Here is a 13,320-nt window from a genome sequence, read left to right as displayed (position 1 = left end):
GGCGCCACCCCGGATCCTCGGTGTGCAGCAGCAACGCCTTACCTCTTCCGTCGCGGACCGGCGTAGCCGAACAGGTAACCGGCGATCTTGCGCAGCTGGATCTCCTCGGCTCCCTCGGTGATCCGGTAGCGCCGATGGTGGCGGTAGATGTGCTCGAACGGTTCGTGCCGCGTGTAGCCGAGCCCGCCGTGCACCTGCATCGCCCGGTCGGCCGCGTCGCACACCAGCCGGTTCGCGCGGTAGTTGCACATCGAGACCCGGTCGCTGATCTCGTGGTGCGGGCGGCGGTCGAGCTCCCACGCGGTGCGCCGCACCAGGTTGCGCACCAATTCCGCTTCGGTGTGCAGCTCCACCAGCGGCCACTGCACGGCCTGGCGCTGCGCGAGCGGCTGCCCGAAGGTGGTGCGGTCGCGGGCGTAGGCGACGCTGCGGTCGATGCAGAACTGCGCGGCCCCCACCCCGGAGGCGGCTTGGCGGATCCGGTTCTCGTGCACGAAGTGCTGGGCCAGCGCGAGCCCCGCACCGACCTCGCCGAACACGGCCGACTCCGGTACCCGCACGTCCCGCAGGGTCACCTCGGCGTGGTCGGTGGGCATGTTCAACGTCCACCAGTGGAAGTCGACCGAGAAGCCGGGCGCGTCGGTGGGCACGATGAACGCGGTGATGCCCCGGGCGTCCCCGCCGTCGCCGGAGGTGCGGGCGAAGATCACGTCGTGGGTCGCGGAGTGCAGTCCCGAGTTGAACCGCTTGCCCCCGTTGATGATCCAGTCGCCGCCGTCGCGCACGGCCGTGGTCTCCAGCCAGGTCGCGTCGCTGCCGTGGTCCGGTTCGGTGAGCCCGAACGCGACCCGCTTGCGATGCGTGAGCATGCCTTCGACGAATTCCTGGCGCTGCGCTTCGGTGCCGAACTCCAGGAACATGTGCACGAACGGGAAGTTTCCGACCACTGAGGACTCGTTCTGCAGGTCGTTGTGCAGCCCGAGCCCCTTCGACGCCAGGTGCTCGCGGATCACGGCCATGTCGAGGTTGCTGCCGCCGCTGCCGCCGACGGACTCCGGCAAGCCGTAGCGCAACCATCCGGCCGCGTCCGCGCGGCGGAACATCTCCGCCAGCAGCGCCTCCCATTCGGGGTGCGGAGTGCCGCCCGCTTCGACATCGGTGCGGGCGAATTCCCTGCGGTGGTCGAAGAAGCGCGCGTTGTCGTCCTGTTCTTGCAGCGGCCAGATCTCGGCGTCGACGAAGGCGTCGAGTTCGCCGAGCACTCGCACCAGCTCGTCGGGCAGGGTGAAGTCCATCGCTCTCCTCGGTGCTCGTTCAAGCAGGCGGCCGACCGTGGCCGCGGTGGCGGAGGACGGCGCCGAGGACCGTCCCTGGAGCGAACGGGCACTGACGATACGACTACCGCACGCCGCCGACAAGGACGTCCCCACAGCCGTCCTTTGTGGACACGAGCAGCCCTAGCAGTCAGTCTTGACTGCCCGCGTGGAGTGGGCTTACGGTGGCGCGAAGCCGTGCGCAGCCGCAGGTGGCGGCCGTGCTCGGCGGCCCCGCACGCGAGGAGGAGCCTTGACCGATCCCGCGCAGCAGCGCGTGTCCTGCACCATCGCCGACGGGGTGGCGCAGGTGCGGCTGAACCGGCCGGACAAGCTCAACGCGCTCGACCCGGAGATGTTCAGCGCCTTGGCCGAGACCGGGCTGCGACTCCACGAGGAACCGCGGGTGCGAGCCGTGGTGCTCAGCGGCGAGGGCCGGTCGTTCTGCGCGGGCCTGGACTTCGAGTCGTTCCGCGCCATGGCGGGCGGCGGCGGACCGGACGGCCGCACCCCGCACCCGCCGATCGGACCGGCGAAAGCGCTCGGCCAGCAGGCCGTGCACGTCTGGCGCCACCTGCCGGTACCGGTGATCGCCGCCGTGCGCGGCGTGGCCTACGGCGGTGGGTTGCAGCTGGCGCTGGGCGCGGACATCAGAGTGGTCGCCCCCGGCTCCCGGCTGTCCGTGCTGGAGATCAAGTGGGGTCTGGTGCCGGACATGACCGGCACCCAGGTGCTGCCGGAGCTCGTCGGGCGCGACGTGGCCAAGGAGCTGACCTTCACCGGCCGCGTCGTCGGGGGAGCGGAGGCCGTGTCGCTGGGCCTGGCGACGAAGCTCGCCGACGACCCGGCCGAAGCGGCCCTCGAATTGGCGGCGGAGATCGCGGGCAAGAACCCGGACGCCGTGCGGCACGCGAAGCGCCTGCTCGACGCGGCGGGCCAGGTCGACCTGGAGGAGGGCTTCGCCGCCGAACAGCGGGCCCTGGCCGCGCTGCTCGGCACCCCCAACCAGATCGAAGCCGTGCAAGCCGCCTTCGGCGATCGCGCCCCCGAGTTCACCGACCCGGACGGGGCCGGCGATGCCTGAGTCCGCCCCGTTCGACCTCAGCGGTCACGTCGCCCTCGTCACCGGCGGCAACTCCGGTATCGGCCTGGCGATGGGCGATGCCCTCGCGGCGGCGGGCGCGGGCGTGTGCCTGTGGGGGACCAACGAGCAGCGCAACGCCGAGGCCGCCGAGCACCTGGGCCGCCACGGCACCGAGGTGCTGGCGGTGCGCTGCGACGTCGCCGACGAGGACCAGGTCGAGCAGTCGATGAGCCGGCTCGTCGACCACTTCGGGCGGCTGGACTCGTGCTTCGCCAACGCCGGCGTGGGCGGCGCGGGAACCCGCTTCATCGAGACCGATCTGACCGAGTTCCACCGCGTCACCAGGGTCAACTTGGACGGCGCGTTCCTCACGCTGCGCGCCGCCGCCGCGCGGATGGTCCAGCAGGGCGAGGGCGGCAGCCTCGTCGGGACGGCCAGCCTGGCCGCGGTCCAGGGCCAGCCGCGCGGGCAGGCGTACTCGGCCAGCAAGGGCGCACTGATCGCGATGATCAAATCCATCGCGATCGAGCTGTCCCGGCACCGGATCCGCGCGAACGCGGTGCTGCCCGGCTGGGTGAGCACGCCGATGGCCGACCCCGCGCTGAACTCGGAGCCGTTCCAGCGGCGCGTGCTGCCCCGGATGCCCGTCGGCCGCTGGGGCGAACCCGACGACTTCGGCGCCCTCGCGGTCTACCTCGCCAGCCCGGCCAGCGCCTTCCACACCGCCGACGCGATCACCCTGGACGGCGGTTACTCGGCCTTCTGACCTCCATCGGGCGCGGAGCTCACCCGCGGTCGCCGCCTCCGCGCGGACAGTGATGTCCACTGTGGACTCATCCATGCCTGCTCCGGGCGTGCGAGGCACGTGGTGCCGCGGCGATTCCCTGTGCAAAGCTGGTCGACCGGACCACCGGCCGTCCGGGCCGGAGCGGAGGGCGGGCAGCGCGCCCGAATCGTCGGAAGGTAGACGTCGTGACTGAGCAATCGCAGGCGTTCGTGCCGCAGTGGGTGCGTGCCGAGCCGGACCGGGTACTCGCGTTCGCCGGGCACGCGGCGCACCCGGACGGCGGTTTCGCCTGGCTGGACTCCGCCGGTGCGCCGGTGCCGGAGCGGCCGGTGGAAACGTGGATCACCTGCCGGACCACGCACGTCCTCGCGCTCGCCGTCGCGCAGGGCCAGGACGAGCTGCGCCCGCGGGTCGAGCACGGCGTCACCGCGCTGCGCGGCCTGCTGCACGACGACGACAACGGCGGCTGGTTCGCCTCCGCGACCGCCGCCGGGCCGGTCGCCGACCACAAGGGCGCCTACGAGCACGCCTTCGTCCTGCTGGCCGCCGCCAGCGCCGCCGCGATCGGCGCCGAGGGTGGACGCGCGCTGCTCGACGAAGCGCTGGGAGTGTTCGATTCCCGCTTCTGGCAGGAGGAATTCGGCCTCGTCGCCGACTCCTGGGACCGGACCTGGAGCGAACTGGAGCCCTACCGGGGCGTCAACGCCAACATGCACACCGTGGAAGCCCTGCTGGCAGCCGCCGACGTGACCGGGGACCGCCGCTGGTCCGACCGCGCCGCCCGCATCGTGGCGAACGTGGTGCACGGCTTCGCCCGCGAGCACGACTGGCGGCTGCCCGAGCACTTCGACCCGGGCTGGAACGTGCGGCTCGACTACAACCGCGAGAAGCCGGCCGACCAGTTCCGCCCGTACGGGGTGACCATCGGGCACCTGCTGGAGTGGTCCCGCCTGGCGCTGCACGTCCGGCACGCCCTCGGGGACGAGGCCCCTGCGTGGCTGCTCGACGATGCGCGGGAGCTGTTCGCCACCGCGGTGCGCGACGGCTGGAACGTGGACGGCGCGGAAGGCTTCGTCTACACCACGGACTTCGACGGCGTCCCCGTCGTGCGCAACCGCCTGCACTGGGTCATCGCCGAATCCCTGGCCACCGCCTGGGCGCTGCACCAGGCGACCGGCGACGAGCAGTACGCCCGCTGGTTCGCGACCTGGGCCGAGCACGCCGAGCGCTGCTTCGTGGACCGCGAACTCGGCTCCTGGTGCCACGAGCTGGACGAGCACAACCGGCCGGCGGCCACGGTCTGGGAGGGCAAGCCCGACCTCTACCACGCTTACCAGGCCACCCTCCTCCCGCAGCTCCCGCCCGCGGCGTCCTTCATCGGAGCCGTCACCGGTTGAGGCCCTGGCCTGGTTGGTAGCGGCGGACTCAGCGGCGTCCTCGTAGCGGGGATCGGTGTCGCGGGTGGCTTCGCCACGAGCGATAGCGCTGTCCTCGCGAGGTAGCCGCCGAGGTTCCGCCGGTGGTCGTCTTGCTCGAACCGAGAAGAAGATCTTCTACGCTCCGAACGATCTGTCCTCCGAATTGCTTCAGTGTCAAGTGAATTCAACCCTCGTGCGGAAGGACGACATCCCCGCGCCGGAACGGGCCGGTGTCGATCGGCGAGGTGCGGGTAGCCGGGGGAGGCGATGGCACCGACTCCGAAGGAGGCGGCCGTGAAATTCGTGGCTGTGCTCTACCCCGGACCCGCTGAACAGCACGTCGACCACTCCGGCCTGAAGCTGCTCGGCAGCACCGAGGGCGCCTTGGGACTGGCGAAGATGCTGGAGTCCGAGGGGCACGACCTCGTCGTGCTCAGCGATCGGGACCGGGCGCTGCGCGAACACCTCGCCGACGCGCACGTGTTCATCACGACCCCGTTCTGGCCGACGTACCTGTCCGCGCACGACCTGCGTCGTGCGCAGCGGCTCGAACTGGTCCTGACCGCCGGGGTCGGCTCGGACCACGTCGACGCCGAGGCGGCGGCCGAACTCGGCATCACCGTCGCCGAGATCACCGGCAGCAACGTGGTCAGCGTGGCCGAGCACGCCGTGATGCAGCTGCTCGCCCTGGTGCGCAACTACATCCCCGCCTACCAGCAGGTGGTGGACGGCAGGTGGGACATCGCCGACATCGCGGCGAGCTCCCACGACATCGAGGACAAGACCGTCGGCATCGTCGGCATGGGCCAGATCGGGCAGCGGATCGCGCTGCGGCTCCGAGGCTTCGACGTGAAGGTCCTCTACAACACCAAGCACCGTCGCAGCAGCACCGAAGAGGCGGTGTTCGGCGCGCGGTTCAAGCACCTCGACGAGCTGGTGGCGCAGTCCGACGCGATCGTGCTGTCCTGCCCGCTGACCCCGGAGACGAAGGGATTGTTCGACGAACGGCGGCTGCGGGCCATGCGGCCCGGCTCGTGGCTGGTGAACATCGCGCGCGGCCAGATCGTGAACACCGAGGCGCTGGTGGAGGTGCTCGAAACCGGGCACCTCGGCGGCTACGCGGGTGACGTCTGGTACCCGCAGCCCGCGCCGCCGAACCACCCGTGGCGGAACATGCCCGGCCACGCGCTGACACCGCACGTCTCCGGAACCACCCTGGAGGCCCAGCAGCGCTACGCGGCGGGAATCCAGGATTCGATCCGCCGCTACCTCGACGGCGAACCCCTCCAGGAGGACTACGTGGTGGCCCAGCCGAACTGACCCGCGCGACTTCGATGAGTGAACGGACCGTTCGTCCCATCCCCTTGGACGAACGGTCCGTTCACCCCGCGAGCTCGTGAGCGAGGCCGACACGTCCGTCCGAGCGGAGCGGCTCGGTTCGAGTGAACGGACCGTTCGCCCGAACCGCTCGGGCGAACGGTCCGTTCATTTCGCAAGGCGGCCGTCGGCGGCGCCTACTTGGCGCGGCCGTGGCGGTAGGTCGCGATGCGCTTGATCGTGCGCATCGTCGAGGCGGTGCGGTCGAAGCTCATCAGCGCCATTCCGGGCAGCGCGAAGCGTGGCCGGGTCAGCGAGTGCGAGCGGCTGAACTCCAGCATCCCCTCCGCGCCGTGGATGCGGCCGAAGCCGGAGTCGCCGACCCCGCCGAACGGCAGCGCCGACACGCCCGCGAACCCGAGCACCGAGTTGATCGAGGTCGCCCCGGCCCGGATGCGCCGCGCGATGTCCCTGCCGTGCTTGCGGGAGAACACCGTGGCCGCCAAGCCGTACTCGGTGGCGTTGGTCAGCCGCACCGCCTCGTCCGCGGACTCCACGGTGCGCACCGCCATCGTCGGCCCGAACGTTTCCTCCCGCACCGCCGCGGAATCCTCGTCCACGTCGACCAGCAGCACCGGGTCCACGTACGGCGCGCGCACCGACTCGGCGCCGCCGACCACGGCCGTGGCGCCGTGCGCCAGCGCGTCCTCGATGTGCCCGCGCACGATGTCCACCTGGGACGGCACGGTCATCGGCCCGTAGTCGGTGCCCGCCCGCACTCGGCGGAGCCTGCGCTCCACCTCCGCCAGGAACTGCTCGCGCACCGAGCGGACCACGTAGATCCGCTCCACCCCGACGCAGGTCTGGCCGCTGTTGGACAGGGCGCCCCAGACCGCGGCGTCGGCGGCGGCGCGCACGTCGGCGTCCGCGGCGACGATCAACGCGTCCTTGCCGCCGCACTCCACCAGCACCGGAGTCAGCGACTCCGCGCAGGACGCCATGATCTTCTTGCCGGTGGCGGTGGAGCCGGTGAACGCGAGCTTGTCCACCCCGGACCGGCACAGCGCGGCGCCGGTCGCACCGTCGCCCTGGATCACGCCCAGCACTCCCGGCGGCGCCTCCGGGTTCGCCGCGGCGAACGCGTCGGCGTAGAACTTCCCCACGGCGGGGGTGTGCTCGCTGGGTTTGAACACCACCGCGTTGCCCGCGGCCAGCGCGTAGGCGATCGAGCCGTTCGGCGTGAACAGCGGGTAGTTCCACGGCCCGATCACGCCGACCACGCCCAGCGGGCGCTGCTCGATCCGCGCCGACTGGTTGGCCATCAGCAAGCCCGGCGACACCGAACGGGGCCGGAGCACGGAGCGGGCGTTCTTCGCCGCCCACCGGATGTGCTCCAAGGTGAGCGTCAGCTCCAGGTAGGCGTCATCGTTCGGTTTGCCGTTCTCGGAGCGAGTGAGCTCCGAGAGCTCCTCGGCGTGCCGGACCAGGTGCGCCGCCCACCGCAGCAGGTGCCGCTCGCGGTCCCGGAAGCTCAGCCCGCTCCACCAGGTGGCGGCTTCACGCGCCCGGCCGACGGCCGCTGCCACCTGCTTCGGCCCGTCCACGTCGAACTCGGCCACGAGGGCACCATCGGCGGGGTTGGTGGAGCGCAGCCGATCCGTGGCCGTGGCCGTGGACGTCGTCGTCTCGGTCATGGTCGAGCCCTTCCCTTCACAGCCCGTAGGTCTTGCCGATGATGTCGCGCTGGATCTCGCTGGTGCCGCCGTACACGGTGGACACCACCGTCTCCCGCAACATCGCCTCCATGCCGTACTCGGTGGCGTAGCCGTAACCGCCGAGCATCTGCATGCCCTCCAGCGACACGTGCTTGGCGAGCTCGGTGCACTTGAGCTTCGCCATCGACGCCTCCCGGGGGAAGGTCCGCTCCGGGTCGGCGTCGATCTGCCGGGCCACGTCGTCGAGCAGCAGCCGGGCGCACTCCAATTCCGTCGCCATGTCGGCGATCCGGTGCCGCAGCGCCTGGAAGCTGCCGATGGGCCTGCCGAACTGCTCGCGCTCCTTCACGTAGCCGACGGTGTCGTCGAAGGCGCGGCGCGCGGTGCCCAGCATCAGCGCGGCCAGGATCATCCGCTCCAGGTTGAGCCCCGCCATGAGCTGCTTCCAGCCCTGGTCCACGGTGCCGACGACCGCGTCCTCGGGCAGGAAGCAGTCGGTGAAGTACAGGTCGTTGACCTCGCGCCCGCCCATCGTGTCGATGCTGTGGATCTCCAGGCCGGGAGTGCCGGTGGGCACCATGAACTGGGTGAGGCCCTCGTGCTTGGTGCCGCCGGGCGTGGTGCGCGCGGTGAGCAGGACGTGATCGGAGATGTGCGCGTTGGAGCACCACGTCTTCTGCCCGTTGATCACCCAACCGCCGTCGCGCCGCTCGGCTTTGCAGGTGAGCGCGCCGACGTCGGATCCCGCGCCCGGCTCGGACATGGACACCGCTTCGAGGCGGCCGGCGACGACCCCTTCGAGCACGGTGCGCTTCTGCGCCGGTGAGCCGAACTTCGCGTAGGCCGCGGCGGAGATGATGGTGGTCGCGAAGCCGCCGATCGGCGCGCGGCCGTAGGCGGTCTCCTCGAGGAACAGGCACAGCTCGGTCATGCCGAGGCCCGCCCCGCCGTACTCCTCCGGGATGTACGCGCCGAGCCAGCCCAGCTCGGCCATCTTGCCGTAGAGCTCCTGGTTGTGCGGGTGCTCGCCGCCGCCGGTGAGCTCGTCGCGCTGCTGCTTGGTTCCGCACTCGCGACGGCAGAACTCGGCGATCGCCTGGACGAAGTCGCGTCGCTCGTCGCTGAGGACTCGAGGCATGGGTGTCGTTCCTTCCGGGATGGCCTGCGCGGGGCCGGACGTAGTCCCTCGGGGAGTGGTCGGCGGCGACCGCCCGCTGGGCGACCGCCGCCTGCCGGCACTGTAAATCGCGATTAACTTAGTGGCAAGCAGCGTGCTCTGGACCAGCATCAACAAGCCGACTTGACGGGGTTTCCGGGTGACTTTCGGCGAGGGGGGCAGGCGATTGTCGCTTCACAACGATTCGGCGAGCGGTTCTCCGGACGGGGCGTCGAGCAGAGCGGGGCCGAAAGATCAAGCGAAGTGCAGGACGTCCAAGGCCAGGTGCGCTGCTTGCTCGGGAGCGGCCAGCGGGGTGCTCGGCATCGCCAGGTCGTTGATCACGTTCAGCGCGGCCTGCACCGTCACCTGCGGGTGGCGCGCGTCCGGGCGCACCTGGCCGGTCAGCGTCACCCACTGCCGGACGTGGTCGCGCTGGGCCCGACGCAGCGCGTGCCGGTCGTCGGTGGGCAGGTTCCGGTACTCCGACAGGTAGATCGCGAGCAGATCCCGGTTGCCGAAGGCGAAATCGACGTAGGCGCCGACGAGTCCGCGCAGCGCGGTGGCGGCATCGCCCGCGTCGTCCACGGCCCGGCCGGTGGCCACGGCCAGCCGGTCGGCGGCTCGGTAGTACACGGCGGCGAGCAGGTCGGCCTTGCCGTTGAAGTGGCGGTAGACGCTGGAGGCGTTGATCCCGGCGGCGGTGCCGATCTCCTCCATGCTCACCGCGTGGAAGCCCTGCTTGCGGAACAGGGGCACGGAGGCGGCGAGGAGCTTCTCCCGGCGAGCCGCCAACGCGGACACGCCCGCGCCGCCCGGGGCGACCGGGGTGCCCGGTGCCGCCGGCGGATCCGCAGCCAGCACGACCGATGCCGCCGAGCGCAACGTCTCCTCGGCCGCTCGGTCGCTGAGCGCCACCCGGTGCGTGGACCAGCTGGCGATGCCGCTGAGCGCGGCGGAGGCCAGCAGTCCCGCGGTCGCCTCCGGCAGTTCCGGGCGGACCGCGCCGAGCCGGTGGGCGACCACCGCGATCAGCGTGCGCAGCGAGCTCGTCAGCTGGGCGCGGTCCTCGTCGTCGAGGTGCCGGGCCTCCCACTGGTAGAGCCGGATGCTGCCGCGGCGGCGCACGACGAGCGCGGCGACCGCGCGCACGGCCGAGTCGAGCTTGGCCTCGTCGCTGCCGGGTTCGGCGTCGGCCTCCTGCGCGCAGGAGCTGAGCGCGGCGGCGAACTCGCGGGCCGCGTGCGCCAGGATCCCTTGCTTGTTGGGGAAGTGCCGGTAGATCGCCGGCCCGGTGATCCCGGCGGCCGACGCGATCTCGCCGAGCCCGACGCCGTGGTAGCCGCGTTCGCTGAACAGCTCGGCGGCGATGGCCGAGATCTGCGCCCTGCGGTCGTCGGTGCGCAGCCGCGACGAACCGGCTCCGGTCCTGGTGCTCCCGGACCTGCCGCTGCGGGTGCCCGGAGATGCCATGAGTGATACCTCCGTTGCTCGCGGCGTGGTCGCGGGGGCGACTTTACACTCGCGCGCTTTGCCTGCCAGCGCGGGCGCGAACGTTCTTGACGGTCTTCGCCAGGGGTGCTTATGTTAATCGTAATTCGCATCGCATCGGGCGGATGAACCTGACGTCGGACTGCTCGGATGCCCGGTGCTGCCGACCCTTCCCCGGATCACCGTCGATCGTGGAGGCGCGCAATGAACGACGTCGACAACCTGCGACCACCCGGAGCGGACTCGGTGACGTGGCGCAGGTTCGGCCACCTCTCCGGCCTGTTCCTGGCGGGCACGGGACTCCTGCTGCAAGTGGCGCACCCCGTGGTGGGCGCGGGCGTTCTGCAGCACTCCGAGTTCAAGGCCAAGCCCTGGCGGCGCGCGGTGCGCACCCACTTGTCGACCATGCGGTTCATCTACGGCATGCGACCCGGCGCGGCGCACGAGGGCGACCGGTTGCGCGAGCTGCACAAGGGCATCAAGGGCGTCGACGGCGAAGGGCGCCGCTACCACGCGCTCAACCCCGAGGCCTACGCGTGGGTGCACTTCACGCTCGCCCGGTTCATGGTCGACACGGCGCGCGTGTTCGGCGATCCCATGACCGCCGAGGAGACCGAGCGGATGTGGCAGGAGTTCCGCGAAATCGGGCGCGCGCTGCACATCAAGGACCACCACATGCCCGCCGACTGGGCCGCCGCGCAGGACTGGTTCGACCGGATCGTCCGCGAGCGCCTGGAGGCGACGGAATCGACCAGTGACGTGCTGGCGGAACTGACCGGGCCGGCCCCGCCGTCGCGGTGGATTCCGCTGCCGCTGTGGGGGCTGTTCGCACGGCCCGCCGGGAAGCTCGTGCGCCTGACCACCGTCGGCGCGCTGCCACCGGAACTGCGGGACCGGCTGGGGATCCGCTGGACCGCGGTCGAGGAGCGCAGGCTCCGCCGCTTCGGGCGGCTCGCCGGCGGCGCGATCCGGGTGCTGCCGTGGCCGCTGCAGTACACGCCCCTCGCGGTGGCCGCCATCCTCCGCGACCGGTGGCGCACCGGAGCGCGCTTGGCACCGGCGCCGACCGGGCTTCCGGCCGCAGAGCTCCGTTCGGCGGCACCGAACCGGAAACCGGCGCCGCCGGTGGACCATCAGCTCACCGGGAGGGCGACATGACCGCCACGATGCGCGAACCGGAGGCGCTGTCCGGTGACGCGGCGTGGCAACTGGTCGAAGACGCCCAGCGCGGCGACACCGTCGCGTTCGGCAGGCTCTACGAGCGGTACCGGCACCTGGTCGGGAACTTCCTGTGCGCGCGGATCACCGACTTCTCCACCGTCGAGGACCTGGTGCACGAGACGTTCGCCCGCGCGCTGCACAGCATCGCCACCGTGCGCCGCGGCAGCAACGACCCCGGCGCCTGGTTCGTCACCATCGCCCGGCACCTGCTGCTGGACCACGTCAAATCGGCGCGGCACCGGCGCGAGGTCGTGACCGGTGACTTCGACCCGAACCGGTGCGGCACCGACACGCTGGAGGATCGGGTGCTGGACCGGCTGATGGCCGACCGGTTGTGGTCGCGGGCCTGCGACCTCAGCGACGACCAGCACCGCTGCCTGGTGCTGCGCTTCGCGCTCGGGCTGAGCGTGGAGCAGACGGCGGCGCGGATGGGACGCGACGGACCGGCGGTGCGGGCGCTGCAGTACCGCGCGGTCCGCAGGCTCGGCGCCCTGCTCAAAGCCGACTCCTGGGAACACGCGACCGCCTGACCACTCCGAGCGCACCTGGTCCGGCCGGGGCCTGGCCCCGTCGGCCGGGCCCCGGCGCACGGGCAGGCCGACGGGGCGGGAATCATCCGTGCAGCGCCCGATCGGCCGGGCTGCGCCGGTCGAAGGCCGCCGCCGACTGGTGCCAGTGCGGGTAGATCAGCCACGGCGCGCTGATCTTCTCGAGTTGCTCGAACTCCTCGTCGCTGAGCTTCACCTCGACCGCGGCGAGGTTGTCCCGCAGCTGCTCGTCCTTGCGGGCGCCCACCACCAGCGAGGTCACTCCCGGCTTGCGCAGCAGGTACGCCAGCGAGATCTGCGCGGCCGAGACGCCGTGCGACGCGGCGATGTCCACCACGGCCTCGATGGTGTCGTAGAGCTTGTCCACGTCGCGGACCGGAGGCTCGTTCCACTCCTTGGCGATGTGCCTGCCCTCGGTGGCCTGCTGGCCGCGGCGGTACTTGCCGGACAGCAGCCCGCCCGCGAGCGGGCTCCACACCAGCACGCCCAGGCCCTGGTCGATCGAAGCGGGGATCAGCTCGTACTCGGCGTCGCGGCTCTCCAGCGAGTAGTAGACCTGGTTCGCCACGAACCGCTGGTAGCCGAGCCGGTCGGCCACCCCGAGCGCCTTGACCAGCTGCCAGCCCGCGTAGTTGGACACCCCGAGGTAGCGCACCTTGCCGGACCGCACCAGCGTGTCCAGCGCTTCGAGGGTCTCCTCCAGCGGAGTCTGCCCGTCCCACTCGTGGACGTGGTAGAGGTCGATGTGGTCGGTGTCCAGCCTGCGCAGGCTCGCCTCGGCCTGGTTGATGATGTGGTGGCGCGAGAGCCCGGCGTCGTTGGGACCGTCGCCCATCGGGAACCGCACCTTCGTGGACAGCAGCACGTCGTCGCGCTTGCCCGCGATCGCCTGGCCGACGATCTCCTCTGCGAGCCCGGTCGAGTACATGTTCGCCGTGTCGATCAGGTTCACCCCGGCGTCCAGGCACATGTCGATCTGCCGCTTGGCGCCGTCGACGTCGGTGTTGCCGAGGTCGCCGAACCTCCCTTCGCCGCCGAAGGTCATCGTCCCCAGGGTCAGCGTCGAGACTCGCAGTCCGGATCGTCCCAGCTGGCGGTACTCCACTGTTGCTCCTCCTGTCGGCGCTGCGGGCCGGTCGCGGCCCCGATGGACAACGATCAACGCGCACTCGTTTGTTCCCGCTCGGCGACTCCCGTTAGGCCGGATCCGCCGAGTTCATCCGTCCTGGTGCGGAACCGGTTGCTCGTGGTGAGGGGACGCCGTCCCGGA

At 71.3% G+C, this 13,320-nt stretch carries 11 protein-coding genes; 6 read left to right on the top strand and 5 right to left on the bottom strand.

Going from position 1 to position 13,320, the window contains the following annotated elements; translation table 11 throughout:
• Positions 1-38 precede the first annotated feature (38 nt).
• A complete protein-coding gene (locus tag OOZ19_RS07505) occupies positions 39-1,295 on the bottom strand; it encodes an acyl-CoA dehydrogenase family protein (RefSeq protein ID WP_266089284.1) in 1,257 nt (418 codons plus the stop codon).
• 271 nt (positions 1,296-1,566) lie between these two features.
• On the opposite strand from OOZ19_RS07505, the gene OOZ19_RS07500 reads away from it, so the two are divergent.
• The 4 genes from OOZ19_RS07500 (at position 1,567) to OOZ19_RS07485 (ending at position 5,922) form a co-directional block, all read left to right on the top strand.
• Complete coding sequence (locus tag OOZ19_RS07500) at positions 1,567-2,397, top strand: crotonase/enoyl-CoA hydratase family protein (protein ID WP_266089283.1); 831 nt, start codon at positions 1,567-1,569, stop codon at positions 2,395-2,397.
• Positions 2,390-3,163, top strand: a complete 774-nt coding sequence (locus OOZ19_RS07495) for an SDR family NAD(P)-dependent oxidoreductase (protein WP_266089282.1) — start codon at positions 2,390-2,392, stop codon at positions 3,161-3,163. Before OOZ19_RS07500 ends, OOZ19_RS07495 begins: the two co-directional genes overlap by 8 nt.
• A 206-nt stretch (positions 3,164-3,369) precedes the next feature.
• A complete protein-coding gene (locus tag OOZ19_RS07490) occupies positions 3,370-4,581 on the top strand; it encodes an AGE family epimerase/isomerase (RefSeq protein WP_266089281.1) in 1,212 nt (403 codons plus the stop codon).
• A gap of 315 nt (positions 4,582-4,896) precedes the next feature.
• A complete protein-coding gene (locus OOZ19_RS07485; RefSeq protein ID WP_266089280.1) occupies positions 4,897-5,922 on the top strand; it encodes an NAD-dependent formate dehydrogenase in 1,026 nt (341 codons plus the stop codon).
• A 194-nt stretch (positions 5,923-6,116) separates the two neighbouring features.
• Here OOZ19_RS07485 and OOZ19_RS07480 read toward each other — a convergent pair whose 3' ends face one another.
• From OOZ19_RS07480 to OOZ19_RS07470, 3 genes are all read right to left on the bottom strand, one after another.
• The gene (locus tag OOZ19_RS07480; RefSeq protein WP_266089279.1) at positions 6,117-7,613 is read right to left on the bottom strand and encodes an aldehyde dehydrogenase family protein; all 1,497 of its coding nucleotides are present in this window, start codon (positions 7,611-7,613) and stop codon (positions 6,117-6,119) included.
• A 16-nt stretch (positions 7,614-7,629) separates the two neighbouring features.
• Positions 7,630-8,772: an acyl-CoA dehydrogenase family protein gene (locus OOZ19_RS07475; RefSeq protein WP_266089278.1), complete on the bottom strand. Its 1,143-nt coding sequence runs from the start codon at positions 8,770-8,772 to the stop codon at positions 7,630-7,632.
• A 273-nt stretch (positions 8,773-9,045) separates the two neighbouring features.
• Positions 9,046-10,263, bottom strand: coding sequence for a TetR/AcrR family transcriptional regulator (locus OOZ19_RS07470; protein WP_266089277.1), 1,218 nt, complete (start codon positions 10,261-10,263; stop codon positions 9,046-9,048).
• A gap of 222 nt (positions 10,264-10,485) precedes the next feature.
• Between OOZ19_RS07470 and OOZ19_RS07465 the strand changes: the two genes are divergently transcribed.
• Together OOZ19_RS07465 and OOZ19_RS07460 are read left to right on the top strand one after the other, a co-directional pair.
• Positions 10,486-11,439 carry an oxygenase MpaB family protein gene (locus tag OOZ19_RS07465; protein ID WP_266089276.1) on the top strand — a complete coding sequence of 318 codons (954 nt, stop codon included), beginning with the start codon at positions 10,486-10,488 and terminating at the stop codon, positions 11,437-11,439.
• Positions 11,436-12,032, top strand: coding sequence for a sigma-70 family RNA polymerase sigma factor (locus tag OOZ19_RS07460; protein WP_266089275.1), 597 nt, complete (start codon positions 11,436-11,438; stop codon positions 12,030-12,032). Before OOZ19_RS07465 ends, OOZ19_RS07460 begins: the two co-directional genes overlap by 4 nt.
• A gap of 82 nt (positions 12,033-12,114) precedes the next feature.
• Here the strand turns inward: OOZ19_RS07460 and OOZ19_RS07455 are convergent, their stop codons facing one another.
• The gene (locus tag OOZ19_RS07455) at positions 12,115-13,155 is read right to left on the bottom strand and encodes an aldo/keto reductase (RefSeq protein ID WP_266089274.1); all 1,041 of its coding nucleotides are present in this window, start codon (positions 13,153-13,155) and stop codon (positions 12,115-12,117) included.
• Between the last annotated feature and the right edge of the window lie 165 nt (positions 13,156-13,320).

This window comes from Saccharopolyspora sp. NFXS83 (assembly GCF_026241095.1).
Lineage (GTDB): Bacteria > Actinomycetota > Actinomycetes > Mycobacteriales > Pseudonocardiaceae > Saccharopolyspora_C.
Note: the sequence above shows the minus strand (reverse complement) of the source record. Positions and strands in the feature narration are given on the sequence as shown.

What these genes read in the sequence shown, in the direction of transcription:
- OOZ19_RS07505 (WP_266089284.1), bottom strand. Translation starts at nt 1,295, where the DNA reads ATGGACTTCACCCTGCCCGACGAGCTGGTGCGAGTGCTCGGCGAACTC.
- OOZ19_RS07495 (WP_266089282.1), top strand. Translation starts at nt 2,390, where the DNA reads ATGCCTGAGTCCGCCCCGTTCGACCTCAGCGGTCACGTCGCCCTCGTC.
- OOZ19_RS07480 (WP_266089279.1), bottom strand. Translation starts at nt 7,613, where the DNA reads ATGACCGAGACGACGACGTCCACGGCCACGGCCACGGATCGGCTGCGC.
- OOZ19_RS07475 (WP_266089278.1), bottom strand. Translation starts at nt 8,772, where the DNA reads ATGCCTCGAGTCCTCAGCGACGAGCGACGCGACTTCGTCCAGGCGATC.
- OOZ19_RS07470 (WP_266089277.1), bottom strand. Translation starts at nt 10,263, where the DNA reads ATGGCATCTCCGGGCACCCGCAGCGGCAGGTCCGGGAGCACCAGGACC.
- OOZ19_RS07465 (WP_266089276.1), top strand. Translation starts at nt 10,486, where the DNA reads ATGAACGACGTCGACAACCTGCGACCACCCGGAGCGGACTCGGTGACG.
- OOZ19_RS07460 (WP_266089275.1), top strand. Translation starts at nt 11,436, where the DNA reads ATGACCGCCACGATGCGCGAACCGGAGGCGCTGTCCGGTGACGCGGCG.